This is a genomic window from Escherichia sp. AM3, assembly GCF_032029835.1.
Taxonomy (GTDB): Bacteria; Pseudomonadota; Gammaproteobacteria; order Enterobacterales; family Enterobacteriaceae; genus Escherichia; species Escherichia coli.
Genome location: NZ_JAVUPQ010000036.1, coordinates 1 through 24092 on the forward strand (window position 1 = coordinate 1; position 24092 = coordinate 24092).

The window sequence follows — 24092 nt, forward strand, 5'->3', positions numbered from 1 at the left end:
GGTCGTTAGCTCAGTTGGTAGAGCAGTTGACTTTTAATCAATTGGTCGCAGGTTCGAATCCTGCACGACCCACCAATGTAAAAAAGCGCCCTAAAGGCGCTTTTTTGCTATCTGCGATTTGTAAGATTGATTTTTCTTCTCAAGTTCCTTGTTCTTCTACCGATATTACCTCGTACAGTGACGAGGACTGAACAATGGCCACTATCTCTTCAACTTCAATTCCTTCCATACAAACACAGAGTAGTAACAGGGCATCACAAGGTGGCGATGTTGCTTCACAAATCGCGCGGATAAGTCAGCAAATCATCAAACTCACTCAACAAATTAAAGAGATTGTAGACACTAGCGGCAGTGCTGAAGACAAGCAAAAACAGGCCGAATTGATTCAACAGCAAATCACCCTACTGGAAACACAACTGGCGCAGTTGCAGAGACAGCAGGCAGAAAAGGCGCAGGAGAAAGAGCAGCGTTTGTCTCTGAATGTATCCCTTCTAAATCCTGTTGAAAAAACGACTCATATCGATATCTATATCTGATACAACGGATCCCCTTCCCGACCAGCCATTAGCGCATTGCCCTGGTCTCGTACCACGTCCCATAACGCTTCAGCGGCGGTGGAAAGTGAACGGTTCTTCCTGCGCACCAGCATCAACTGGCGTTCAACAACCGGCGTAATGCGCTGTACCACCAGTGGGCTACCTTCAGGCAATGGTAGCGCCAGTGCGGGAAGAATACTGATGCCGATGCCTGCGGCTACCATCGGGAACAGCGTCGCCGGATGTCCAATCTCCTGCACAATATTCGCCTGAATACCATTGCGCGCCAGCGCTGCGTCAATCAGCGGTCGGCTGCCTGAAGCGTAATCCTGCAACACCAATTTCGCTCCCTGTAATGCCTGCCAGGGTACATAATCTTCCACGGCCAAAGCGCTATCGCGATGGCAAAGCAGAAAGAAAGGCTCGGAAAGAATCGCTTCACATTGCAGATCGCCCACTGGGCCTGGATCGATGACGATGCCAAAATCGACATCTCCCTGGCGAATACTTTCCATTACCCACTGCTGCGGACGATCGTGCAGGACAAACTGAATATCTGGATAGCGGCGATGGCTTTCAGCAATGCATTGCGGAATAAGATGCGCGGAAATGGTCTGGCTGGCAGCGACCCGAACTTTTCCGCTCAGTTGTTGCCCCATACGCCCGGTATCGCGCAACGTGCTGTTCAGTTCATCCAGCAGTCGCTCAAGACGCAAAGCCAGCTGCTGCCCTGCATCTGTAAGCACCACTTCACGCGTGGTTCTGTCCAGCAGGCGAACACCAGTATGATTTTCCAGTTCCTTCACACTGTGACTCACTGCCGACTGGCTCAGGCCGATACGCTCTCCTGCACGACTAAAACTTTTCTCCTGCGCTACTGTGACGAAAACCTTTAATTGTTTTAAAGAATAATTCATCTGTTTTCTTCATGAATGGATGCAATAAATCAATTTTATTTCTCAAACTGGAAGAAGCACAATAGAACCATCGATCATCTGGAGTCTTTATGAAACTTTTTCGTATCCTCGATCCTTTCACCTTAACCCTGATCACGGTGGTGTTGCTGGCCTCTTTCTTTCCGGCCAGAGGCGATTTCGTCCCCTTCTTTGAAAATCTGACCACCGCAGCTATTGCCCTGCTGTTCTTTATGCACGGCGCGAAGTTGTCGCGTGAGGCGATTATTGCTGGCGGTGGTCACTGGCGACTGCATTTGTGGGTAATGTGCAGCACCTTCGTGCTGTTTCCGATTCTGGGTGTACTGTTTGCCTGGTGGAAACCGGTAAATGTCGACCCGATGCTCTACTCCGGTTTTCTCTACTTGTGCATTCTCCCGGCTACCGTGCAGTCTGCAATCGCCTTCACGTCAATGGCGGGCGGTAACGTCGCGGCAGCGGTTTGTTCTGCGTCGGCATCCAGCCTGCTGGGGATTTTCCTTTCACCATTGCTGGTTGGTCTGGTGATGAATGTTCACGGTGCAGGGGGCAGCCTTGAGCAGGTCGGTAAAATTATGCTGCAACTGCTGCTGCCGTTTGTGTTGGGGCATCTTTCCCGGCCGTGGATTGGTGACTGGGTGTCGCGCAATAAAAAATGGATTGCGAAAACTGACCAGACGTCCATTCTGTTGGTGGTTTATACAGCGTTCAGCGAAGCCGTCGTTAATGGTATCTGGCATAAAGTTGGCTGGGGATCATTGCTGTTTATCGTGGTGGTCAGCTGCGTTCTTCTGGCTATCGTGATTGTAGTTAACGTCTTTATGGCACGCCGACTGAGCTTCAATAAGGCAGATGAAATTACTATCGTCTTTTGTGGTTCGAAAAAGAGTCTGGCAAATGGCATCCCGATGGCAAACATTCTGTTCCCCACATCGGTGATCGGTATGATGGTGCTGCCCCTGATGATTTTCCATCAGATCCAATTGATGGTCTGTGCGGTGCTGGCGCGTCGATACAAACGCCAGACCGAACAGTTACAGGCGCAGCAGGAAAGCAGCGCCGATAAAGCTTAAAGCGGACGCTTCAGGGGCTGGACCAGTTGCGTCAGCCCCTCGGTTTTAATCAGCAGCGTGATTTGCATTAGCTCACCGAGCTTCCCTGCCGGGAACTCATCTTTGCGGGCAAACCACAGCAGATACTCCTCCGGCAGGTCGATTAAGCGACGCCCTTTGTATTTGCCAAACGGCATTATCGTATTGGCTATTTCAATCAGCTGCTCTTTTTCCATCTCAGCTACCCAGCAAACGCAGCATTTCCGCTTCGTCGATGACTTCAATGCCCAGTTCCTGCGCCTTCGCCAGTTTAGATCCTGCAGCTTCACCCGCTATCACCAGATCGGTTTTCTTCGACACGCTGCCCGCGACTTTCGCGCCCAGTTCGACCAGTCGAGCTTTAGCGTCATCACGCGACATCTGGCTTAAGCTGCCCGTAAGCACCACGGTTTTACCAGCAAACGGGCTGTCAATCTCTTCCGCGTTGATAACGATCGGCGCAGGCCAGTGAACACCTTCCGCCAACAGCTCGCTGATGACATTGCGGTTGCTTTCTTCGGCAAAGAAGTTGTGAACGTGGGATGCAACGACAATGCCAACATCAGGCACCTTTTGCAGCTCTTCAATCGAAGCGGCTTCCAGCGCTTCCAGCGTGCCGAAATATGCCGCCAGACCTGCTGCGGTGGCCTCGCCGACTTCACGGATGCCAAGTGCATAGAGGAAGCGAGCAAAGGTGGTTTCTTTCGCTTTTTCCAGCGCGTTAACCACGTTTTGTGCCGATTTTGGCCCCATACGCTCCAGTCCGGTCAGTTTGCCTGCGGTGAGTTTGAACAGATCTGCCGGAGTATGGACATATTCTTTTTCAACCAGCTGATCGATGATTTTGTCGCCCATTCCGTCAACATCCATCGCACGGCGGGAAACAAAGTGTTTCAGCGACTCTTTACGCTGCGCACCGCAAATCAGGCCACCGGTACAGCGGGCAACCGCTTCACCTTCCACACGCTCAACGTCAGAACCACATACCGGACAATGCGTCGGGAATACAACCTCACGGGTATCTTCCGGGCGTTCAGAAAGCACGACGTTAACCACCTGCGGGATCACGTCGCCAGCGCGGCGAATCACCACTTTATCGCCAATGCGTAAACCAAGACGTTCGATTTCATCCGCATTGTGTAAGGTTGCGTTACTCACCAGCACGCCTGCAACATGGACAGGTTCCAGACGCGCAACAGGCGTAATCGCGCCAGTACGCCCAACCTGAAACTCGACGTCACGCACAAAGGTCATCTGCTCCTGCGCCGGGAATTTAAACGCTACCGCCCAGCGCGGGGCACGCGCGACAAAGCCAAGCTGCTCCTGCTGTGCCAGTGAGTTGACCTTAATCACCACGCCGTCGATATCAAAGCCCAGCGTCGGGCGGTCTTCTTCCACTTTGTGATAGAACGCCAGCACTTCTTCCGCCGATTCACAAAGCGTTACCCGATCGCTGACCGGCAACCCCCACTGTTTAAATTGCAGTAAACGGCCAAGATGAGTATCCGGCAGCTCGCCACCTTCCAGAACACCAACGCCATAGCAGAAAAAAGTGAGCGGTCGCTTCGCTGTAATACGCGGATCAAGCTGACGCAGTGAACCAGCTGCCGCATTACGTGGGTTAGCAAAAACTTTCCCGCCCGTGCGTCGCGCATCTTCGTTAATCTTTTCGAACCCCGCCTGCGGCAGGAACACTTCACCACGCACTTCCAGACGCGCCGGGATATTCTCTCCGTGTAGCTTCAGTGGAATGGCGCGAATGGTACGCACGTTAGACGTGATATCTTCCCCGGTGGTGCCATCGCCACGGGTCGCGGCACTGACTAAAACGCCATTTTCATATAGAATACTGACAGCAAGGCCATCCAGCTTCAGCTCACAGCACCAGGTGACTTTCTCGTTGCTTTTCAGACGGTCCTGCACTCGTTTGTTGAAGGCAAGAAAGCTTTCTTCATCAAAAACGTTATCCAGCGACAGCATTGGCACTTCATGGCGAATCTGGCTGAAAGCCGCCAGCGGCGCAGCACCTACACGTTGGGTAGGCGAATCAGGCGTAATCAGTTCTGGATGTTTGGTTTCCAGCTCGCGCAGTTCGCGCATCAGCCTGTCGTATTCAGCGTCGGGAATTTCCGGCGCATCCATCACATGATAAAGATATTCATGATGGCGAAGCGTCGTTCGCAGTTCTGTCAGTTGTTGTTCGATTGATTCCATATCGCACCATCAATGCTAAAAACCCCCGACAAGCGGGGGTTCGAAGAGGAGTTAATTTGCCTTAAGTGTATCAGGCGTTGGCGTCTTTGACTTCGCGGATGATGTCCTGGTACTCGCGCAATTTCTGCGGAGTCATCATACGGCGCTGATCGTCAAGCACGACACCGCCCACTTCATCGGCAATATGCTGCGCAGATTGCAGCATCAGCTTGAAGTTCTGCAGCTCGTCACCGTAAGACGGTACCTGCATAAAGATAGTGACACCCGGAGTAGTGAAATCCTTCATTTCAGGATCAAAGGTTCCCGGTTTCACCATATTCGCCAGGCTGAATAACGCCGGGCCGCTGCCATCCGGGCTAAGATGACGATGGTAAATATTCATATCGCCAAAAATGAAGCCCGCTTGTTGAATGCTGTTAAGAAGCAGTTCACCGTTTAGCTCGCTACCGTGATGCGCCGCGACGTTCATGATAATCACCGCTTCTTTGCGCTTCGGTTTATCCATAACTGGAGCCGGTTCCGCTACAGGCTCAGGCTGTGGTGCCGCTACGGGTTCTGCAGGCTGGAAAGCCTGTTGTGCCGGTTGCGGTGCTGAATGCACAGGCTGCGGCGCTGGCGCGACCTGTGGCGAAACTGGCTGCTGCAACGGCTGTTCAGGCTGCGGCTGATAGGCAGGCTGCTGCACCGGCTGCGCTGGACGCGGAGCATGTTGCGGCGGTACCTGCGCTTCAGGCGGCTGCTGGACCGGTTGACGCGGCTGCGCAGACGCATAAGGCGGTTGGTACTGGTGTTGCGGCGACGGACGAGCAGCCTCATGCTCCTGAGCGTTAGCCGGGGCATGATTCACGCGGTGAACACGAACCTCACCAACGCCCTCATCATCTTCGACATCCTCGTCATAAGAATCGTCGTCACGTTTTGACTTCATTCGTTTTAATGGCCGATCGCGGAACATAGAAGATCGTTCTTTACGGCTGGTCCAGAAACCATGTACCAGTAAAGCGATTATGGCGATCGCGCCAACAATGATTAATATCAGACGCAAATCCTGCATCATTATATTCTCTGTTGTTCTAACACCTTGCCACCACGGCAAACATTTACTCACTAAGAGTATTTGCCGATTACCTCAAGTGCAAGTGCACTATTAACTTTCACAGCACAAAGATAGATGAAATCGTGCTTTTTGCTGTTTTTTCGAACATATCCTAACTGTCCATTGCGCAATTACCCGGTAAAATACGCAGAATTTTCCTGGGATTGGTCAAAAGGAGCTCATCCTGATTATGGTTTCATCATTCACATCTGCCCCACGCAGCGGTTTTTACTATTTTGCGCAAGGCTGGAAGCTCGTCTCGCAACCTGGGATTCGGCGTTTCGTTATTTTACCGCTGCTGGTCAATATTTTGTTGATGGGGGGCGCATTCTGGTGGCTCTTTACGCAACTCGATGTCTGGATCCCGACTCTCATGAGTTATGTTCCGGACTGGTTACAATGGCTGAGCTATCTGTTGTGGCCCCTGGCTGTCATCTCTGTGCTGTTAGTGTTTGGCTATTTCTTCTCAACGATTGCTAACTGGATTGCCGCTCCGTTCAACGGTTTATTGGCTGAACAACTGGAAGCACGATTGACTGGCGCTACACCGCCAGATACCGGGATTTTCGGTATCATGAAAGATGTGCCGCGAATCATGAAACGCGAATGGCAAAAATTTGCCTGGTATCTGCCACGCGCAATTGTATTGCTAATTCTTTACTTCATCCCTGGTATTGGGCAAACCGTCGCGCCGGTACTGTGGTTCCTGTTTAGCGCCTGGATGTTAGCCATCCAGTATTGCGATTACCCCTTCGATAACCACAAAGTGCCGTTTAAAGAGATGCGCACCGCCCTGCGCACACGCAAAATCACCAATATGCAGTTTGGTGCTTTAACCAGTCTGTTTACGATGATCCCGCTGCTTAATCTGTTCATTATGCCCGTTGCCGTTTGTGGCGCGACGGCGATGTGGGTCGATTGCTATCGCGATAAACACGCGATGTGGCGGTAACAATCTAACGGTTATTTTGTAAACCGTTTGTGTGAAACAGGGGTGGCTTATGCCGCCCCTTATTCCATCTTGCATGTCATTATTTCCCTTCTGCATATAGATATGCTAAATCCTTACTTCCGCATATTCTCTGAGCGGGTATGCTACCTGTTGTATCCCAATTTCATACAGTTAAGGACAGGCCATGAGTAAGATTTTTGAAGATAACTCGCTGACTATCGGTCACACGCCGCTGGTTCGCCTGAATCGCATCGGTAACGGACGCATTCTGGCGAAGGTGGAATCTCGTAACCCCAGCTTCAGCGTTAAGTGCCGTATCGGTGCCAACATGATTTGGGATGCCGAAAAGCGCGGCGTGCTGAAACCAGGCGTTGAACTGGTTGAACCGACCAGCGGTAATACCGGGATTGCACTGGCCTATGTAGCTGCCGCTCGCGGTTACAAACTCACCCTGACCATGCCAGAAACCATGAGTATTGAACGCCGCAAGCTGCTGAAAGCGTTAGGTGCAAACCTGGTGCTGACGGAAGGTGCTAAAGGCATGAAAGGCGCAATCCAAAAAGCAGAAGAAATTGTCGCCAGCAATCCAGAGAAATACCTGCTGCTGCAACAATTCAGCAATCCGGCAAACCCTGAAATTCACGAAAAAACCACCGGTCCGGAGATCTGGGAAGATACCGACGGTCAGGTTGATGTATTTATTGCTGGCGTTGGGACTGGCGGTACGCTGACTGGCGTCAGCCGCTACATTAAAGGCACCAAAGGCAAGACCGATCTTATATCTGTCGCCGTTGAGCCAACCGATTCTCCAGTTATCGCCCAGGCGCTGGCAGGTGAAGAGATTAAACCTGGCCCGCATAAAATTCAGGGTATTGGCGCTGGTTTTATCCCGGCTAACCTCGATCTCAAGCTGGTCGATAAAGTCATTGGCATCACCAATGAAGAAGCCATTTCTACCGCCCGTCGTCTAATGGAAGAAGAAGGTATTCTTGCAGGTATCTCTTCTGGAGCAGCTGTTGCCGCGGCGTTGAAACTACAAGAAGATGAAAGCTTTACCAACAAGAATATTGTGGTTATTCTACCATCATCGGGTGAGCGTTATTTAAGCACCGCATTGTTTGCCGATCTCTTCACTGAGAAAGAATTGCAACAGTAATGCCAGCTTGTTAAAAATGCGTAAAAAAGCACCTTTTTAGGTGCTTTTTTGTGGCCTGCTTCAAACTTTCGCCCCTCCTGGCATTGATTCAGCCTGTCGGAACTGGTATTTAACCAGACTAATTATTTTGATGCGCGAAATTAATCGTTACAGGAAAAGCCAAAGCTGAATCGATTTTATGATTTGGTTCAATTCTTCCTTTAGCGGCATAATGTTTAATGACGTACGAAACGTCAGCGGTCAACACCCGCCAGCAATGGACTGTATTGCGCTCTTCGTGCGTCGCGTCTGTTAAAAACTGGCGCTAACAATACAGGCTAAAGTCGAACCGCCAGGCTAGACTTTAGTTCCACAACACTAAACCTATAAGTTGGGGAAATACAATGTTCCAGCAAGAAGTTACCATTACCGCTCCGAACGGTCTGCACACCCGCCCTGCTGCCCAGTTTGTAAAAGAAGCTAAGGGCTTCACTTCTGAAATTACTGTGACTTCCAACGGCAAAAGCGCCAGCGCGAAAAGCCTGTTTAAACTGCAGACTCTGGGCCTGACTCAAGGTACCGTTGTGACTATCTCCGCAGAAGGCGAAGACGAGCAGAAAGCGGTTGAACATCTGGTTAAACTGATGGCGGAACTCGAGTAATTTCCCGGGTTCTTTTAAAAATCAGTCACAAGTAAGGTAGGGTTATGATTTCAGGCATTTTAGCATCCCCGGGTATCGCTTTCGGTAAAGCTCTGCTTCTGAAAGAAGACGAAATTGTCATTGACCGGAAAAAAATTTCTGCCGACCAGGTTGATCAGGAAGTTGAACGTTTTCTGAGCGGTCGTGCCAAGGCATCAGCCCAGCTGGAAACGATCAAAACGAAAGCTGGTGAAACGTTCGGTGAAGAAAAAGAAGCCATCTTTGAAGGGCATATTATGCTGCTCGAAGATGAGGAGCTGGAGCAGGAAATCATAGCCCTGATTAAAGATAAGCACATGACAGCTGACGCAGCTGCTCATGAAGTTATCGAAGGTCAGGCTTCTGCCCTGGAAGAGCTGGATGATGAATACCTGAAAGAACGTGCGGCTGACGTACGTGATATCGGTAAGCGCCTGCTGCGCAACATCCTGGGCCTGAAGATTATCGACCTGAGCGCCATTCAGGATGAAGTCATTCTGGTTGCCGCTGACCTGACGCCGTCCGAAACCGCACAGCTGAACCTGAAGAAGGTGCTGGGTTTCATCACCGACGCGGGTGGCCGTACTTCCCACACCTCTATCATGGCGCGTTCTCTGGAACTACCTGCTATCGTGGGTACCGGTAGCGTCACCTCTCAGGTGAAAAATGACGACTATCTGATTCTGGATGCCGTAAATAATCAGGTTTACGTCAATCCAACCAACGAAGTTATTGATAAAATGCGCGCTGTTCAGGAGCAAGTGGCTTCTGAAAAAGCAGAGCTTGCTAAACTGAAAGATCTGCCAGCTATTACGCTGGACGGTCACCAGGTAGAAGTATGCGCTAACATTGGTACGGTTCGTGACGTTGAAGGTGCAGAGCGTAACGGCGCTGAAGGCGTTGGTCTGTATCGTACTGAGTTCCTGTTCATGGACCGCGACGCACTGCCCACTGAAGAAGAACAGTTTGCTGCTTACAAAGCAGTGGCTGAAGCGTGTGGCTCGCAAGCGGTTATCGTTCGTACCATGGACATCGGCGGCGACAAAGAGCTGCCATACATGAACTTCCCGAAAGAAGAGAACCCGTTCCTCGGCTGGCGCGCTATCCGTATCGCGATGGATCGTAAAGAGATCCTGCGCGATCAGCTCCGCGCTATCCTGCGTGCCTCGGCTTTCGGTAAATTGCGCATTATGTTCCCGATGATCATCTCTGTTGAAGAAGTGCGTGCACTGCGCAAAGAGATCGAAATCTACAAACAGGAACTGCGCGACGAAGGTAAAGCGTTTGACGAGTCAATTGAAATCGGCGTAATGGTGGAAACACCGGCTGCCGCAACAATTGCACGTCATTTAGCCAAAGAAGTTGATTTCTTTAGTATCGGCACCAATGATTTAACGCAGTACACTCTGGCAGTTGACCGTGGTAATGATATGATTTCACACCTTTACCAGCCAATGTCACCGTCCGTGCTGAACTTGATCAAGCAAGTTATTGATGCTTCTCATGCTGAAGGCAAATGGACTGGCATGTGTGGTGAGCTTGCTGGCGATGAACGTGCTACACTTCTGTTGCTGGGGATGGGTCTGGACGAATTCTCTATGAGCGCCATTTCTATCCCGCGCATTAAGAAGATTATCCGTAACACGAACTTCGAAGATGCGAAGGTGTTAGCAGAGCAGGCTCTTGCTCAACCGACAACGGACGAGTTAATGACGCTGGTTAACAAGTTCATTGAAGAAAAAACAATCTGCTAATCCACGAGATGCGGCCCAATTTACTGCTTAGGAGAAGATCATGGGTTTGTTCGATAAACTGAAATCTCTGGTTTCCGACGACAAGAAGGATACCGGAACTATTGAGATCATTGCTCCGCTCTCTGGCGAGATCGTCAATATCGAAGACGTGCCGGATGTCGTTTTTGCGGAAAAAATCGTTGGTGATGGTATTGCTATCAAACCAACGGGTAACAAAATGGTCGCGCCAGTAGACGGCACCATTGGTAAAATCTTTGAAACCAACCACGCATTCTCTATCGAATCTGATAGCGGCGTTGAACTGTTCGTCCACTTCGGTATCGACACCGTTGAACTGAAAGGCGAAGGCTTCAAGCGTATTGCTGAAGAAGGTCAGCGCGTGAAAGTTGGCGATACTGTCATTGAATTTGATCTGCCGCTGCTGGAAGAGAAAGCCAAGTCTACCCTGACTCCGGTTGTTATCTCCAACATGGACGAAATCAAAGAACTGATCAAACTGTCCGGTAGCGTAACCGTGGGTGAAACCCCGGTTATCCGCATCAAGAAGTAATTCTTGCCGCAGTGAAAAATGGCGCCCATCGGCGCCATTTTTTTATGCTTCCGCCAGCGGCGGCAAAATCAATTCATCGCTCTCATGCTGCTGGGTGTAGCGCATCACTTCCAGTACGCGCAACCCCGCTCGGTGCACTGCATCGGTTAACGCCTTCCCTTTCAGCAAGCCACTGATGAGCTGAGCACAAAACAGGTCGCCAGTCCCTTTCAGGTCGGTTTTTACCCGTGAATGGGAAATGACATTCACGCTGTCGGCGGTGACCACCACAACCTGCATCTCCTGATTTTCTTCATTACCGGAGGCGCTGGTAACCACCACCCATTTTAATGTGTCTGAAAGCAGACTTTTTGCGGCAGCAATGGCACTGTCGAGATCGCGGCAATTTTTACCGGTCAGGATTTCCAACTCAAAGATATTGGGGGTAATTCCCTGCGCCAGCGGCAGTAAATATTGTCGATACGCTTCGGGAAGGTCAGGTTTGACATAAATTCCGCTATCAATATCGCCAATCACCGGATCGACCATGATCAATAGGTCAGGATGGTCTTTGCGTAGCGCAGTCAGCCACTCGGCAAGGATTTTGATTTGCGATGCCGTTCCCATATAGCCCGTGGTTACAGCACGAAGTTGGCGCAGCGCATCACGCTCCTGAAGCGCACGCAAATAGCCGCTAAACCATTCGTCCGGAATCGCACCACCGTAGAAAGTGTCATAATGCGGCGTATTGCTCAGCAATACCGTCGGCACGGCAAAGACATTCAGGCCGTTCTGTTTGATAGCAGGCACGGCAATGCTGTTGCCCACGCTGCCGTAAACCACCTGCGACTGCACGGCGACGATATCCGCCTGCAGTGCCCTACTCTTATCGTTAAACAACAACAAACTACTCATTTAATTTTTTCTCCTTGCCGATGATCCTCATCGTAATCCAACCGAAACTTTACCTGATTCTGGCAGTCAAATCGGCTATCACAAAACAAGGATAAGGTAATTCAATGAAGAAAATCATTTGTCTGGTCATTACACTACTAATGACACTCCCCGTTTACGCGAAGTTAACTGCCCATGAAGAAGCCCGCATCAACGCCATGCTGGAGGGGTTAGCACAGAAAAAGGATTTGATATTTGTGCGCAACGGTGATGAACATACCTGCTATGAAGCGGTTTCTCATCTGCGTCTGAAGCTCGGCAATACCCGTAACCGCATTGACACTGCCGAGCAGTTTATTGATAAGGTTGCTTCGTCGTCATCGATTACTGGGAAGCCGTATATTGTGAAGATCCCCGGTAAGAGCGATGAGAACGCACAGCCTTTTTTACATGCGTTAATTGCGCAGACGGATAAAACGGTGCCTGCGGAAGGAAATTAATCCGCTTTGGGAAGGCATTTACAGGAGGTAACATGAAAAAACGCTTTATTTATCACGATGAAAAATCGAATAAATTTTGGTGGATAGATTACGAAGGGGATAGTTTAGCTGTCAACTATGGCAAGGTAGGTAGTATTGGTAAATTCCAGACAAAAGAGTTCGATAATGAAGAACAGTGTCTGAAAGAAGCCAGTAAATTGATTGCCGCAAAAATGAAGAAAGGCTATCAAGAAGATCCAAAGTTTAACTTCATGGATCGCTACTATTTTGATGATGAAGAAATTGGGTTACATGTTAAAACGTCACACCCAAACTTCCAGTGCCATTTTACTGATCCACTTTATATGTGTTGCTGGGATGAAGAATCTCCTTTTGGCAGCGATGAAGGTGCTGATGCTCTAAACGTTCTTGAAAATAGCCTCCGTAAAGAGCCGGATCTGGACTGTGCTGATTTCCCTCAAATGTTAATTGAAACTATGTGGGGTATGAAATACATCGCTATGGACAGTATTCTTGAAGAGGATTTTCGTGCGCAATTACTAGTCGATGAAATGAGCACTATCCAGAGCAATATGATTACCTACGCAACTGCATTCGGTCAGATTAAAGTCATGGGTAAAATCTCCCATAAACTTAAAAAGATGGGACTCAATGCACTAGCGCGTCATCAGCTTACCGCAAAAATTCTTCAATGGGGTGACGGTCAGGACTCACCAATACTTCAAAAAATGATTGATGACCTTACGGCGTTTCCTCACGAAAATTAAATACTGCATTTGTCGGCAGCAACAACTGTTAAAAAAGTGCGCTTTGTTTATGCCGGATGCGGCGTAAACGCCTTATCCGGCCTACAAAATCGTGCTAATTCAATATATTGTAGAAACCTTGTAGGCCTGATAAGCGTAGCGCATCAGGCAGTTTTGCGTTTGTCATCAGTCTCCGATGCTATTAATCCTTAAATCCCCGCCCCCTGGCTAAAGTGCTCTTCCCCAAACACCCCGGTGGAAAGGTAGCGATCGCCACGATCGCAGATGATCGCCACCACCACCGCACCAGGGTTAGCTTTTGCCACCCGCAGTGCTCCGGCAACCGCGCCGCCGGAGCTGACGCCACAGAATATTCCTTCCCGCACCGCCAGTTCGCGCATGGTGTTTTCCGCATCGCGCTGATGAATATCCAGCACCTCATCCACCAGAGAAGCGTTGAAAATCCCCGGCAGATATTCCGCAGGCCAGCGGCGAATGCCGGGAATGCTACTGCCCTCTTCCGGCTGCAGGCCAACAATGGTCACCGGTTTGGATTGTTCGCGCATAAAGCGTGAAACGCCGGTGATAGTGCCGGTTGTTCCCATGCTGGAGACAAAATGGGTAATGCGCCCGCCAGTTTGCTGCCAGATTTCCGGCCCGGTAGTGGTGTAATGGGCGTAAGGGTTATCGGGATTATTGAACTGATCGAGCAGCTTTCCTTCACCACGATTAGCCATCTCCAGCGCCAGATCGCGCGCACCTTCCATGCCCTGCTCTTTGGTGACAAGAATCAGTTCCGCACCATAAGCACGCATCGCCGCACGGCGTTCCTGGCTCATGTTGTCGGGCATCAGCAATTTCATGCGATAGCCTTTAAGCGCGGCAATCATTGCCAGCGCAATGCCGGTGTTACCACTGGTGGCTTCGATTAACACATCACCCGGTTTAATTTCCCCGCGCTTTTCCGCCTCTACGATCATCGAAAGCGCCGCACGATCTTTTACCGAACCTGCCGGGTTATTGCCTTCCAGTTTTAACCACACTTCACTGCCGTTATTCGGCCCCATTCGCTGCAACTTCACCAGAGGCGTATTGCCTATTGTTTGTCCTAATGTACTCACGATCTCTATCCATACGTGGTGTTGCCTGATGCGACGCTTGCGCGTCTTATCAGGCCTACAGGTTACAAACCTTGCCATTAAAAAGCCCGGATCGCGGGAAGCGCCTCCGGGCGTTTAACATTCACACAACCTATCAGGCGCTTTGTGCGAGAGCAAGTTCCTCATCGCGGGTTTCGATACGCTCGTCGCCGTTATACAGCCGCGCATGTTGCAGACCAACGAATAAACGCTCGCCACGCTGCGGGGCATCGTCGCCATGCATCACGACCGTCAGCGGTTCGTTGTACCACCCCAGCGGCTGCACCACTAATTGGGTGTAGTGACCTTTCGGGCTGGCTTCCAGTACCTGTACCGGCAGCGGCGAATCGAGGCTGGTACGGCGGCTGATATCCACTTCCCAAGGGCGCAGGAAGAGATCCACCGGCCCCTGATACGCAGGTGTGTAGCCCAGCGGCCAGCGATGCGCGCCAACATGGAACTGCCCGCCGCGAATGGTTCCCTGCAGGCGGTTCACTTCGCCCATAAATTCGAGCACAAAACGGGTCGCCGGTTCGCGCCATACCTGATCCGGCGCGTCAGCCTGTTCAATATTGCCCTGGCTCATCACAACTACACGATCAGCTACTTCGGTCGCTTCTTCCTGATCGTGGGTCACAAAAACGCTGGTGAATTTTAGTTCTTCATGGAGTTGACGCAGCCAGCGACGCAGCTCTTTACGCACCTGCGCATCCAGCGCGCCAAACGGTTCATCAAGCAGCAGAATTTGCGGTTCCACAGCCAGCGCGCGCGCCAGCGCCACGCGCTGTTTCTGGCCGCCGGAAAGCTGCGCCGGATAACGATCCGCCAGATGGGCAAGCTGGACCATTTCCAGCAATTTTGTCACTTTCGCTTTGATGGCTGCGGCATTCGGGCGCTCGCGACGCGGCAGCACCGTCAGGCCAAAAGCGATATTGTCGAACACCGTCATATGGCGGAACAGCGCGTAATGCTGGAACACGAAACCGACTTTACGATCACGTGCGTGCAGGCGGCTCACGTCGGTGCCGTGGAAGCGAATATGCCCGCTGGTTTGATGTTCCAGCCCGGCGATAATGCGCAGCAGCGTGGTTTTCCCGGAACCGGACGGCCCCAGCAACGCGACCATCTGACCTGAAGGAATATCCAGTGAGATATCGTTCAGCACCTGGGTGCGACCAAACGACTTCTTAATATTGGCAATCTCAATGCTCATGATGTTCCTCCTGCTGTGCGCGTTTTTCCTGATTCTCCAGGCGCCACTGCAACATACTTTTTAAAAACAGGGTGATAATCGCCATCAGCGTTAACAGCGCCGCAGCGGTAAAGGAGCCGACGGTGTTGTAGTCCTGCTCCAGCAATTCAATCTGTAACGGCAGCGACAGGGTTTCGCCGCGAATCGAGCCGGAAACCACCGACACTGCGCCAAACTCGCCAATCGCGCGGGCGTTGGTCAGCACCACGCCATAAAGCAGCGCCCAGCGAATGTTCGGCAATGTGACGCGGCGAAACATCTGCCAGCCAGACGCGCCAAGCAAAATTGCCGCTTCGTCTTCCTGGCTGCCCTGGCTTAACATCACCGGCACCAGCTCGCGCACCACAAACGGACACGTCACGAAGATCGTGACCAGCACCATTCCGGGCCAAGAGAACATAATTTGCAGATTATGTTCATCCAGCCAGCCGCCGAGCGGGCCGTTGGAGCCGTAGAACAGCAGATACACCAGACCGGCAACCACTGGCGATACGGCAAAAGGAATGTCCAGTAGCGTCAGCAGTAACTGGCGTCCGGGGAAGTTAAAGCGCGTCACCAGCCAGGCCAGCAGAATGCCGAACACCAGGTTCACCGGTACGGCAATCAGCGCAATCATCACCGTCAGCCAAATCGCGTGCAACATGTCCGGATCGGCCAGATTCTGTAAAACCGGCATCAGCCCCTTGCTGAATGCCTGCACGAAGATGTAAATCATCGGCACCAGCAGGATGAACGCCGAAACCAGCATCCCGATGCCAATCAGAAACCATTTGCCCCAGTTAATCGGGCGCGCGTCATAACGCTTCAATTGTGTCACTTCCGCCATTAATGACCTACCACACGCCGACCAAAGCGACTTTGCAGAGTGTTAATTGAGAACAGCAGTATCAGGGATGCCGCGAGGATCACCGAAGCAATCGCGCTCGCCGCCGGGTAATCAAACTCCTGCAAGCGCACAAAAATCATCAGCGACGTCACTTCCGTCTTCCACGCGATATTTCCGGCGATAAAAATCACCGCGCCAAATTCACCAAGACTACGGGTAAACGACAGCGCCACGCCCGCCACCAGCGCCGGAGAAAGCTCCGGCAGCACCACTTTGCAGAAACTCTGCCAGCGCGTTGCACCAAGTGTTTCCGCCGCTTCTTCATATTCCGGGCCTAACTCTTGCAGCACCGGCTGCACGGTACGTACCACAAACGGAATGCTGGTAAAGGCCATCGCCACCGCAATCCCCAGCCAGGTATAGGTGACTTTGATATCAAACTTCGCCAGCCATTCACCGTAAAAACCGTTTACAGAAAAGAGCGAGGCCAGCGTTAAACCGGCGACTGCCGTTGGCAGCGCAAAGGGTAAATCCATCAGCGCATCAAGCAGCGTGCGGCCAGGGAAGCGATAACGAGTTAAGATCCACGCCATCAGCAGACCGAAAACGCCGTTAAAAATCGATGCCACAAACGCCGACAGCAGCGTCACTTTGTAGGCTGCGACCACCTGCGGGTTGGTGATCACCTCCCAGTACTGCGCCCAGCTCATCTGGGCCAGCTGCATCACCAGCGCGGAGAGTGGCAGCAGCAAAATCAGGCAAACAAACAGCAGACTGGTGCCGAGGCTTAAGGTAAAGCCCGGCAGCACGCGTCTTGAAGAAACCGCAAACATTAATTACGCCCCGCCGCTAACAGCTTGTCTAACTCGCCGCCGCTGGTGAAGTGGGTTTTCATCACTTCCGGCCAGGAGCCAAATTTGTCTTCCACGCGGAACAGCTCGGTCTGCGGGAATTTATCTTTCAGTTTGTCCATGACTTCCGGGCTATTCACGCGGTAGTAATAGTCGGTGATGATGGTTTGCGCCTGCGGGCTGTAGAGCCAGTTCAGGTAGGCTTTGGCGGCTTTTTCCGTACCGTTGGCCTGCACGTTTTTATCGACCCACGCCACCGGGAATTCCGCCAGAATGTTGGTTTTCGGAATCACCACTTCAAAGCCCTGCGCTTCATACTGTTTGCGGATGTTGTTCACTTCCGACTCGAAGCTGATCAGCACATCGCCCAGGCCGCGCTCGGCGAAGGTGGTGGTCGCGCCACGACCGCCGGTATCGAACACTTCAACGTTTTTCAGGAACTGAGTCATAAACTGTTCGGTTTTGGCTTTGTCGCCACCGTCAGCTTTGTCCGCTGCGCCCCATGCCGCCAGATAGGTATAACGCGCGTTACCCGACGTTTTCGGGTTTGGGAAAATCAGCTTCACGTCGGAGCGCACCAGGTCGTTCCAGTCGTGGATATTCTTCGGGTTGCCCTTACGCACCAGGAAGCCCATGGTGGAGTAGAACGGCGAGCTGTTATTCGGCAGGCGCGACTGCCAGTCGGCCGGGATCAGCTTGCCTTTGTCATGCAGGATTTGTACGTCGGTCACCTGGTTATAAGTGACAACGTCTGCTTTTAAGCCCTGCAAAATTGCCAGCGCCTGTTTTGATGACCCGGCATGAGATTGTTTTATCGTCAGTTTGTCACCGCCGTTATCTTTGGCCCATTGTTGCTCAAACGGCGGGTTCAGGGCGGCAAACAGCTCGCGGGAGACGTCATAAGAACTGTTCAGCAGTTCCGTTGCCTGTACATGGCCCGCCAGCAGCAGAGAAGCGACCAGCGCGAGTGAGTTCTTTTTCAGTAAGTTAACGGCCATTGCGCACCCTTATAAATTTAATGACTTTCTAATAGCCATCATATTTATAACGGACGTGAAAGGAGTAACGGTTTTATATACCGTTTGGTGATTTGGAAGTTGAAAAGGGAATAAGACGAAATCCTCCCCACAAATGCAGGGAGGAAACAGAGGTGAATCAGATACCGACGCTAACCGTCTCCGGCAGTGTGCTGCCGCCATCAATCACATTCTGTGTACCGGTTAAATAGCTGGATTCATCCGATGCGAGGAAGGCCGCCAGTTCGCCGACTTCCAGCGGATCGGCGAGGCGACGCATCGGGATTGCTTTCGCCATTTCAGTCAGCACCGACTCTGGATCTTCCGGGTTCGACTGGCGGGCAATGCTTTCCGCCATTGGTGTGCGCACGTATCCCGGGCAAATGGCGTTAACGCGAATACCAGACTGCGCGTACTCCACCGCCAGCGATTTTGTCAGGCCAACAATCGCCGCTTTCGTTAAGGCGTACGCCGTTTCGCCAGGATCGGCCACCATATCACCAGTGACTGAAGACATCATCACAATGCGACCATCTTTGCGGGCAATCATCTCCGGCAGCACCGCCTTCGTGACGTTCCATACACCTTTAATATTGATGTCAATATGGAAATCGCGATCGTCATCGCTCATATCGAGGAAACTGCCCAGACGACAAACGCCTGCGTTATTCACCAGGATATCAATGCGCCCTTCTTTTTCCTTCGCGCGTTTGATAGCTGCGGCTACCGACGCCGGGTCACGCACATCGGCGACAACCGCCGTACAGCGATGACCACGACCACACAGTTCGTCCGCCAGCTTTTCGATCTCAGGGGAGATATCCAGCAAGATTAGGTTTGCGCCATGACGCGCAAAAGTTCTGGCAATTCCTTCGCCAATTCCCTGCAATGCGCCCGTAATCAGTGCTGTCTTGCCCGTGAGTTTACCCATTTTAATGCTCTCCTTGTTAATACAGAGCGTTACACTCCATTCCCTCTGAAAATACAGGATAAACAAAATATTGCTGCGGATCAGCTCACTAATTCAGGAAAATCTCAATCCAGTCGCTGCTTTATGCATCATTTCAGGCGTTGTGTTAGCTCACTGCTGCGCTGAATCATTTTCAATGACTCCACATCATTGAGTTGCACAAGACCAACAAACAGTAAATCGGTAACAGAATTTTGCGCCGTGCGGGTAGACATCGACGAGCTACGCCATTCGGTTTCACCGGAAACGGTATCGAGCGTGAAATGCGCCAGCCGCCGCAGCGGAGAGTCAGCCAGAGAAGTAATGGCAATCACCGTTGCCCCCTGCTTTCGTGCCGCTTCTGCGCACAAGACAATCTCTTTTTTACTGCCGCTGTAAGAGATAGCGATTTGTACATCGCCTTTTTTCAACGCCTGGGAAACGGTAGCTTGTACGTGCGTGTCGGCTTCGCAGGCCACGCGATAGCCAATTTTCATCAGTTTGAACGACAGATCGCGCCCCACCAGCGCCGATCCGCCCAGGCCCGTTATCTGGATAAACGGTGCTTTACTGATGACCTCAATGATTTTTTGCAGCCGCGCGTAGTCGAACAACGCACAGGTTTGCTCCAGCGCCAGCTCTTTTTCGCGATTCAATTTGCGGGCAATCACTTCCAGCGAATCATCACTGGTAATCGAACTGTGCAGGTGCAGCGCCGTGGCATTCGTTTTCTCCCGGCTGGCACTGTATTCGCCAATTAACGCCATACGCAATTCAGTAAATCCTTGCGCGCCGAGCTTCTGGGCAAATTTCACAATACTCGACTGGCTGATGCCGAGCTGTTTCGCCATCTTGCGCGAAGAGACGGATTTCAGCTCACTCACGTTGGCCCGCAGAAAGTCAGCAATTTTTTGCTCGTTCCCGGTAAATTCACTTTCCGCATTGCGTATTTTCGTCAGGTACAACATCTTCCACTCTCCTGGGCTGGCAGCAAAAATTCCGCTTAAGTTCTTATGACGCTCTTCACACTCTGCGAGTGTAGACTCAATGATTCCTTTAAGTCTGTCAATTCGGGATATATGATTCCATACATCTGCAATTATTTGATCGTAAATAGTAAGGTCACCACCGATGCAATTTGAAAAGATGATTACTGAAGGCTCGAACACCGCCTCGGCTGAAATTGACCGCGTATCGACGCTGGAAATGTGCCGGATTATCAACGATGAAGATAAAACCGTACCGCTTGCCGTTGAGCGCGTACTGCCGGATATCGCCGCGGCGATCGATGTTATCCACGCCCAGGTAAGCGGCGGCGGGCGTCTGATTTACCTCGGTGCGGGAACATCCGGTCGTCTGGGGATTCTGGATGCCAGCGAATGTCCGCCCACCTACGGCGTGAAACCGGGTCTGGTGGTTGGTTTGATTGCTGGCGGCGAATATGCCATTCAGCACGCGGTGGAAGGCGCGGAAGATAGCCGGGAAGGCGGTGTTAATGATCTGAAAAATATTAATTTAACGGCACAGGATGTGGTGGTTGGCATTGCTGCCAGCGGTCGCACGCCGTATGTGATTGCCGGACTGGAATACGCACGCCAGCTCGGCTGCCGCACAGTGGGAATTTCCTGTAATCCGGGGAGCGCCGTTTCAACCACCGCTGAGTTTGCCATTACACCGATTGTAGGTGCCGAAGTTGTTACCGGTTCTTCGCGGATGAAAGCAGGTACAGCGCAGAAACTGGTGCTCAATATGCTTTCCACCGGGCTGATGATTAAATCCGGCAAAGTGTTCGGCAACCTGATGGTCGATGTGGTCGCCACCAACGAAAAACTGCATGTGCGCCAGGTCAATATTGTTAAAAACGCCACCGGATGTAGCGCAGAACAAGCGGAAGCGGCGTTAATTGCTTGCGAGCGCAACTGTAAAACGGCCATTGTGATGGTGCTGAAAAATCTCGATGCCGCAGAAGCTAAAAAACGCCTGGATCAACACGGCGGCTTTATTCGTCAGGTTTTAGACAAGGAATAACCCATGGCCAAAGAGATCAGCAGTGAACTTCTGAACACCATTCTTACCCGTGTCGGCGGACCGGGAAATATCGCCAGTTGTGGTAACTGTATGACGCGCCTGCGTCTGGGTGTACATGACAGTTCACTGGTTGATCCCAATATCAAAACGCTGGAAGGCGTGAAGGGCGTCATTTTGACCAGCGACCAGGTGCAGGTCGTTTTTGGGCCTGGTAAAGCACATCGTGCCGCAAAAGCGATGAGCGAGCTGCTGGGCGAGGCACCGGTACAGGATGCCGCAGAAATCGCCGCCCAGAACAAACGTCAGTTAAAAGCCAAACAAACCTCCGGCGTGCAACAATTTCTCGCCAAATTCGCCACCATCTTCACGCCGCTGATCCCCGGTTTTATTGCCGCCGGTCTGCTGCTGGGGATAGCGACGTTAATTGCCACGGTGATGCACGTTCCGGCAGATGCTCAGGGAACACTACCCGATGCGCTGAATTTTATGAAGGTGTTCAGCAAAGGTTTGTTCACTTTCCTGGTGATTCTGGTGGGCTATAACGCCGCCCAGGCATTTGGCGGCACGGGCGTAAATGGCGCAATTATCGCCGCGCTCTTTTTGCTCGGTTATAACCCCGCAGCGACCACCGGTTACTACGCCGGTTTTCACGATTTCTTTGGTCTGCCCATCGATCCGCGCGGCAATATTATCGGCGTGCTGATTGCCGCGTGGGCCTGCGCCCGCATTGAAGGCATGGTGCGCCGCTTTATGCCGGACGATCTCGACATGCTGCTGACCTCGTTAATCACCCTGCTGATCACCGCTACGCTTGCGTACCTGATCATTATGCCGCTGGGTGGCTGGTTATTCGAAGGTATGTCATGGCTGTTTATGCACCTGAACAGTAATCCGTTCGGTTGTGCGGTTTTAGCCGGGCTGTTCCTGATCGCCGTGGTATTTGGCGTGCATCAGGGCTTTATTCCTGTTTACCTCGCGTTAATGGACAGCCAGGGATTCAACAGCTTATTTCCCATCCTTTCAATGGCAGGCGCGGGCCAGGTGGGCGCGGCGCTGGCACTCTACTGGCGGGCGCAACCGCACAGTGCGCTACGCAGTCAGGTACGCGGGGCGATTATTCCCGGCCTGCTGGGCGTTGGTGAACCGCTGATTTACGGTGTCACCCTGCCCCGCATGAAGCCGTTTGTTACCGCCTGTTTAGGCGGCGCGGCGGGCGGTTTGTTTATCGGCCTGATAGCCTGGTGGGGTCTGCCGATGGGCTTAAACAGCGCCTTTGGGCCGTCTGGTCTGGTAGCGCTGCCGCTGATGACTTCCGCACAAGGCATCCTTCCGGCCATGGCGGTTTATGCTGGCGGGATTCTGGTGGCATGGGTTTGCGGGTTTATTTTCACCACGCTCTTTGGCTGCCGTAACGTCAATCTGGACTGATATCATGAAACGGACAATGCTCTATCTTTCTCTGCTGGCTGTTAGTTGTAGCGTCAGCGCCGCAAAATACCCTGTTCTGACAGAAAGCTCGCCAGAGAAAGCAGGGTTTAACGTCGAACGGCTTAACCAGATGGATCGCTGGATTAGCCAGCAAGTTGATGTCGGTTATCCCGGCGTAAACCTGCTGATCATTAAAGATAATCAGATTGTGTATCGCAAAGCCTGGGGAGCGGCGAAAAAGTACGATGGCAGCGTGTTGATGGAACAGCCTGTCAAAGCCACCACCGGGACGCTGTATGACCTGGCCTCAAACACCAAAATGTACGCCACGAACTTCGCCCTGCAAAAGCTGATGAGCGAAGGCAAACTGCATCCTGACGATCGGATTGCGAAATATATTCCGGGGTTTGCCGATAGTCCAAATGACACCATTAAAGGCAAAAACACCCTGCGGATTTCTGACCTGCTGCATCACAGCGGCGGTTTCCCGGCAGATCCGCAATACCCGAATAAAGCGGTCGCGGGCGCGTTATATTACCAGGATAAAGGCCAGACGCTGGAGATGATCAAGCGCACGCCGCTAGAGTATCAGCCCGGCAGCAAGCATATTTACAGTGATGTCGATTATATGCTGCTTGGATTTATCGTCGAGTCGGTCACCGGTCAGCCGCTTGACCGCTATGTTGAAGAGTCGATTTATCGCCCGCTCGGCCTGACACATACGGTATTTAACCCGCTGCTGAAAGGCTTTAAACCGCAACAAATTGCCGCCACGGAATTGAACGGCAATACCCGCGATGGCGTGATCCATTTCCCGAATATCCGCACCTCCACTCTCTGGGGTCAGGTGCACGATGAAAAAGCCTTTTATTCGATGGGCGGCGTTTCCGGGCACGCAGGTTTGTTTTCCAATACCGGCGATATTGCGGTGTTAATGCAAACGATGCTGAACGGCGGGGGCTATGGTGATGTGCAGCTGTTCAATGCGGAAACGGTGAAGATGTTCACCACCAGCTCTAAGGAAGATGCCACTTTTGGCCTCGGCTGGCGCGTGAATGGTAATGCCACCATGACGCCGACGTTTGGCACGCTGGCAAGCCCGCAAACCTACGGTCACACTGGCTGGACCGGAACGGTGACCGTTATCGATCCGGTGAATCATATGGCGATTGTGATGTTAAGCAACAAGCCACATTCTCCAGTTGCCGATCCGCAAAAGAATCCCAATATGTTCGAAAGCGGTCAGTTGCCGATTGCAACTTATGGTTGGGTAGTTGATCAGGTGTATGCGGCGTTAAAGCAGAAGTAATAAAAAGGCCAGTCAGTAATGTTACTGGCTGGTCTGAGAGTGCTGACAAACGCAAAACTGCCTGATGCGCTACGCTTATCAGGCCTACGTGGAGCCCACAATATATTGAATTAGCACGATTTCGTAGGCCGGATAAGGCGTTCACGCCGCATCCGGCGTGTACAACGCGCACTTGGTCAACAATCTGAGGCCAGTCAGTAATGTTACTGCCTGGCCTTTAATCAATGAATCAGAA

General features: G+C 51.8%; 24 protein-coding genes. 12 read left to right on the top strand and 12 right to left on the bottom strand.

Annotation, left to right across the window (positions count from 1 at the left end):
* Window positions 1-194: 194 nt before the first annotated feature.
* A complete protein-coding gene (locus RTW80_RS14000) occupies window positions 195-536 on the top strand; it encodes a FlxA-like family protein (RefSeq protein ID WP_000201405.1) in 342 nt (113 codons plus the stop codon).
* Here RTW80_RS14000 and RTW80_RS14005 read toward each other — a convergent pair.
* Window positions 527-1453, bottom strand: coding sequence for a LysR family transcriptional regulator (locus RTW80_RS14005; protein ID WP_001109799.1), 927 nt, complete (start codon window positions 1451-1453; stop codon window positions 527-529). The two genes, RTW80_RS14000 and RTW80_RS14005, sit on opposite strands and share 10 nt — an antisense overlap.
* An 89-nt stretch (window positions 1454-1542) precedes the next feature.
* On the opposite strand from RTW80_RS14005, the gene RTW80_RS14010 reads away from it, so the two are divergent.
* Complete coding sequence (locus RTW80_RS14010; protein WP_000765610.1) at window positions 1543-2541, top strand: bile acid:sodium symporter family protein; 999 nt, start codon at window positions 1543-1545, stop codon at window positions 2539-2541.
* Here RTW80_RS14010 and RTW80_RS14015 read toward each other — a convergent pair.
* From RTW80_RS14015 to zipA, 3 genes are all read right to left on the bottom strand, one after another.
* Window positions 2538-2756, bottom strand: coding sequence for a DUF3820 family protein (locus RTW80_RS14015; RefSeq protein WP_000410201.1), 219 nt, complete (start codon window positions 2754-2756; stop codon window positions 2538-2540). The genes RTW80_RS14010 and RTW80_RS14015 overlap by 4 nt on opposite strands.
* 1 nt (window position 2757) lies before the next feature.
* Entirely contained in the window at window positions 2758-4773 is a 2016-nt protein-coding gene (ligA, locus tag RTW80_RS14020; protein ID WP_000443700.1) for an NAD-dependent DNA ligase LigA, read from the bottom strand.
* Window positions 4774-4843: 70 nt separating this feature from the next.
* Window positions 4844-5830, bottom strand: coding sequence for a cell division protein ZipA (zipA, locus tag RTW80_RS14025; RefSeq protein ID WP_001297862.1), 987 nt, complete (start codon window positions 5828-5830; stop codon window positions 4844-4846).
* A 229-nt stretch (window positions 5831-6059) separates the two neighbouring features.
* Between zipA and cysZ the strand changes: the two genes are divergently transcribed.
* The 5 genes from cysZ (at window position 6060) to crr (ending at window position 10940) form a co-directional block, all read left to right on the top strand.
* Window positions 6060-6821, top strand: a complete 762-nt coding sequence (gene cysZ, locus RTW80_RS14030) for a sulfate transporter CysZ (RefSeq protein ID WP_000254839.1) — start codon at window positions 6060-6062, stop codon at window positions 6819-6821.
* Between the two features lie 184 nt (window positions 6822-7005).
* Entirely contained in the window at window positions 7006-7977 is a 972-nt protein-coding gene (cysK, locus tag RTW80_RS14035; RefSeq protein WP_000034402.1) for a cysteine synthase A, read from the top strand.
* A gap of 383 nt (window positions 7978-8360) precedes the next feature.
* Window positions 8361-8618, top strand: a complete 258-nt coding sequence (gene ptsH / locus RTW80_RS14040) for a phosphocarrier protein Hpr (RefSeq protein WP_000487600.1) — start codon at window positions 8361-8363, stop codon at window positions 8616-8618.
* Between the two features lie 44 nt (window positions 8619-8662).
* Window positions 8663-10390 (top strand): phosphoenolpyruvate-protein phosphotransferase PtsI, encoded by a 1728-nt coding sequence (gene ptsI / locus RTW80_RS14045; protein WP_000623136.1) that lies wholly within the window; start codon window positions 8663-8665, stop codon window positions 10388-10390.
* A 40-nt stretch (window positions 10391-10430) separates the two neighbouring features.
* A complete protein-coding gene (crr, locus tag RTW80_RS14050) occupies window positions 10431-10940 on the top strand; it encodes a PTS glucose transporter subunit IIA (RefSeq protein ID WP_000522247.1) in 510 nt (169 codons plus the stop codon).
* A gap of 42 nt (window positions 10941-10982) precedes the next feature.
* Here the strand turns inward: crr and pdxK are convergent, their stop codons facing one another.
* Window positions 10983-11834 (bottom strand): pyridoxine/pyridoxal/pyridoxamine kinase, encoded by an 852-nt coding sequence (gene pdxK, locus RTW80_RS14055; protein WP_000096674.1) that lies wholly within the window; start codon window positions 11832-11834, stop codon window positions 10983-10985.
* Between the two features lie 104 nt (window positions 11835-11938).
* On the opposite strand from pdxK, the gene RTW80_RS14060 reads away from it, so the two are divergent.
* Window positions 11939-12313: a YfeK family protein gene (locus tag RTW80_RS14060; protein ID WP_000719962.1), complete on the top strand. Its 375-nt coding sequence runs from the start codon at window positions 11939-11941 to the stop codon at window positions 12311-12313.
* 32 nt (window positions 12314-12345) lie between these two features.
* Window positions 12346-13080 (top strand): WGR domain-containing protein, encoded by a 735-nt coding sequence (locus tag RTW80_RS14065; protein WP_032247360.1) that lies wholly within the window; start codon window positions 12346-12348, stop codon window positions 13078-13080.
* Between the two features lie 188 nt (window positions 13081-13268).
* Here the strand turns inward: RTW80_RS14065 and cysM are convergent, their stop codons facing one another.
* From cysM to murR, 7 genes are all read right to left on the bottom strand, one after another.
* Complete coding sequence (gene cysM, locus RTW80_RS14070; RefSeq protein WP_032247362.1) at window positions 13269-14180, bottom strand: cysteine synthase B; 912 nt, start codon at window positions 14178-14180, stop codon at window positions 13269-13271.
* A gap of 133 nt (window positions 14181-14313) precedes the next feature.
* Window positions 14314-15411: a sulfate/thiosulfate ABC transporter ATP-binding protein CysA gene (gene cysA / locus RTW80_RS14075; RefSeq protein ID WP_000021036.1), complete on the bottom strand. Its 1098-nt coding sequence runs from the start codon at window positions 15409-15411 to the stop codon at window positions 14314-14316.
* The gene (gene cysW, locus RTW80_RS14080) at window positions 15401-16276 is read right to left on the bottom strand and encodes a sulfate/thiosulfate ABC transporter permease CysW (RefSeq protein WP_000852686.1); all 876 of its coding nucleotides are present in this window, start codon (window positions 16274-16276) and stop codon (window positions 15401-15403) included. The genes cysA and cysW overlap by 11 nt, the downstream gene beginning before the upstream one ends.
* The gene (gene cysT, locus RTW80_RS14085; RefSeq protein WP_032247363.1) at window positions 16276-17109 is read right to left on the bottom strand and encodes a sulfate/thiosulfate ABC transporter permease CysT; all 834 of its coding nucleotides are present in this window, start codon (window positions 17107-17109) and stop codon (window positions 16276-16278) included. The genes cysW and cysT overlap by 1 nt, the downstream gene beginning before the upstream one ends.
* Window positions 17109-18125 (bottom strand): thiosulfate/sulfate ABC transporter substrate-binding protein CysP, encoded by a 1017-nt coding sequence (gene cysP / locus RTW80_RS14090; protein ID WP_024243555.1) that lies wholly within the window; start codon window positions 18123-18125, stop codon window positions 17109-17111. Before cysP ends, cysT begins: the two co-directional genes overlap by 1 nt.
* A 157-nt stretch (window positions 18126-18282) precedes the next feature.
* The gene (ucpA, locus tag RTW80_RS14095; RefSeq protein ID WP_000517431.1) at window positions 18283-19074 is read right to left on the bottom strand and encodes an SDR family oxidoreductase UcpA; all 792 of its coding nucleotides are present in this window, start codon (window positions 19072-19074) and stop codon (window positions 18283-18285) included.
* Between the two features lie 128 nt (window positions 19075-19202).
* Window positions 19203-20060 (bottom strand): HTH-type transcriptional regulator MurR, encoded by an 858-nt coding sequence (murR, locus tag RTW80_RS14100; RefSeq protein ID WP_000966453.1) that lies wholly within the window; start codon window positions 20058-20060, stop codon window positions 19203-19205.
* 163 nt (window positions 20061-20223) lie between these two features.
* Between murR and murQ the strand changes: the two genes are divergently transcribed.
* From murQ to pbp4b, 3 genes are read left to right on the top strand one after another with little or no spacing between them, the layout of a single operon-like run.
* A complete protein-coding gene (gene murQ, locus RTW80_RS14105) occupies window positions 20224-21120 on the top strand; it encodes an N-acetylmuramic acid 6-phosphate etherase (protein ID WP_001159160.1) in 897 nt (298 codons plus the stop codon).
* A 3-nt stretch (window positions 21121-21123) separates the two neighbouring features.
* Complete coding sequence (murP, locus tag RTW80_RS14110) at window positions 21124-22548, top strand: PTS N-acetylmuramic acid transporter subunit IIBC (RefSeq protein ID WP_001040483.1); 1425 nt, start codon at window positions 21124-21126, stop codon at window positions 22546-22548.
* A gap of 4 nt (window positions 22549-22552) precedes the next feature.
* Window positions 22553-23857, top strand: coding sequence for a penicillin binding protein PBP4B (gene pbp4b / locus RTW80_RS14115; protein WP_012135938.1), 1305 nt, complete (start codon window positions 22553-22555; stop codon window positions 23855-23857).
* The last annotated feature ends 235 nt before the right edge of the window (window positions 23858-24092 follow it).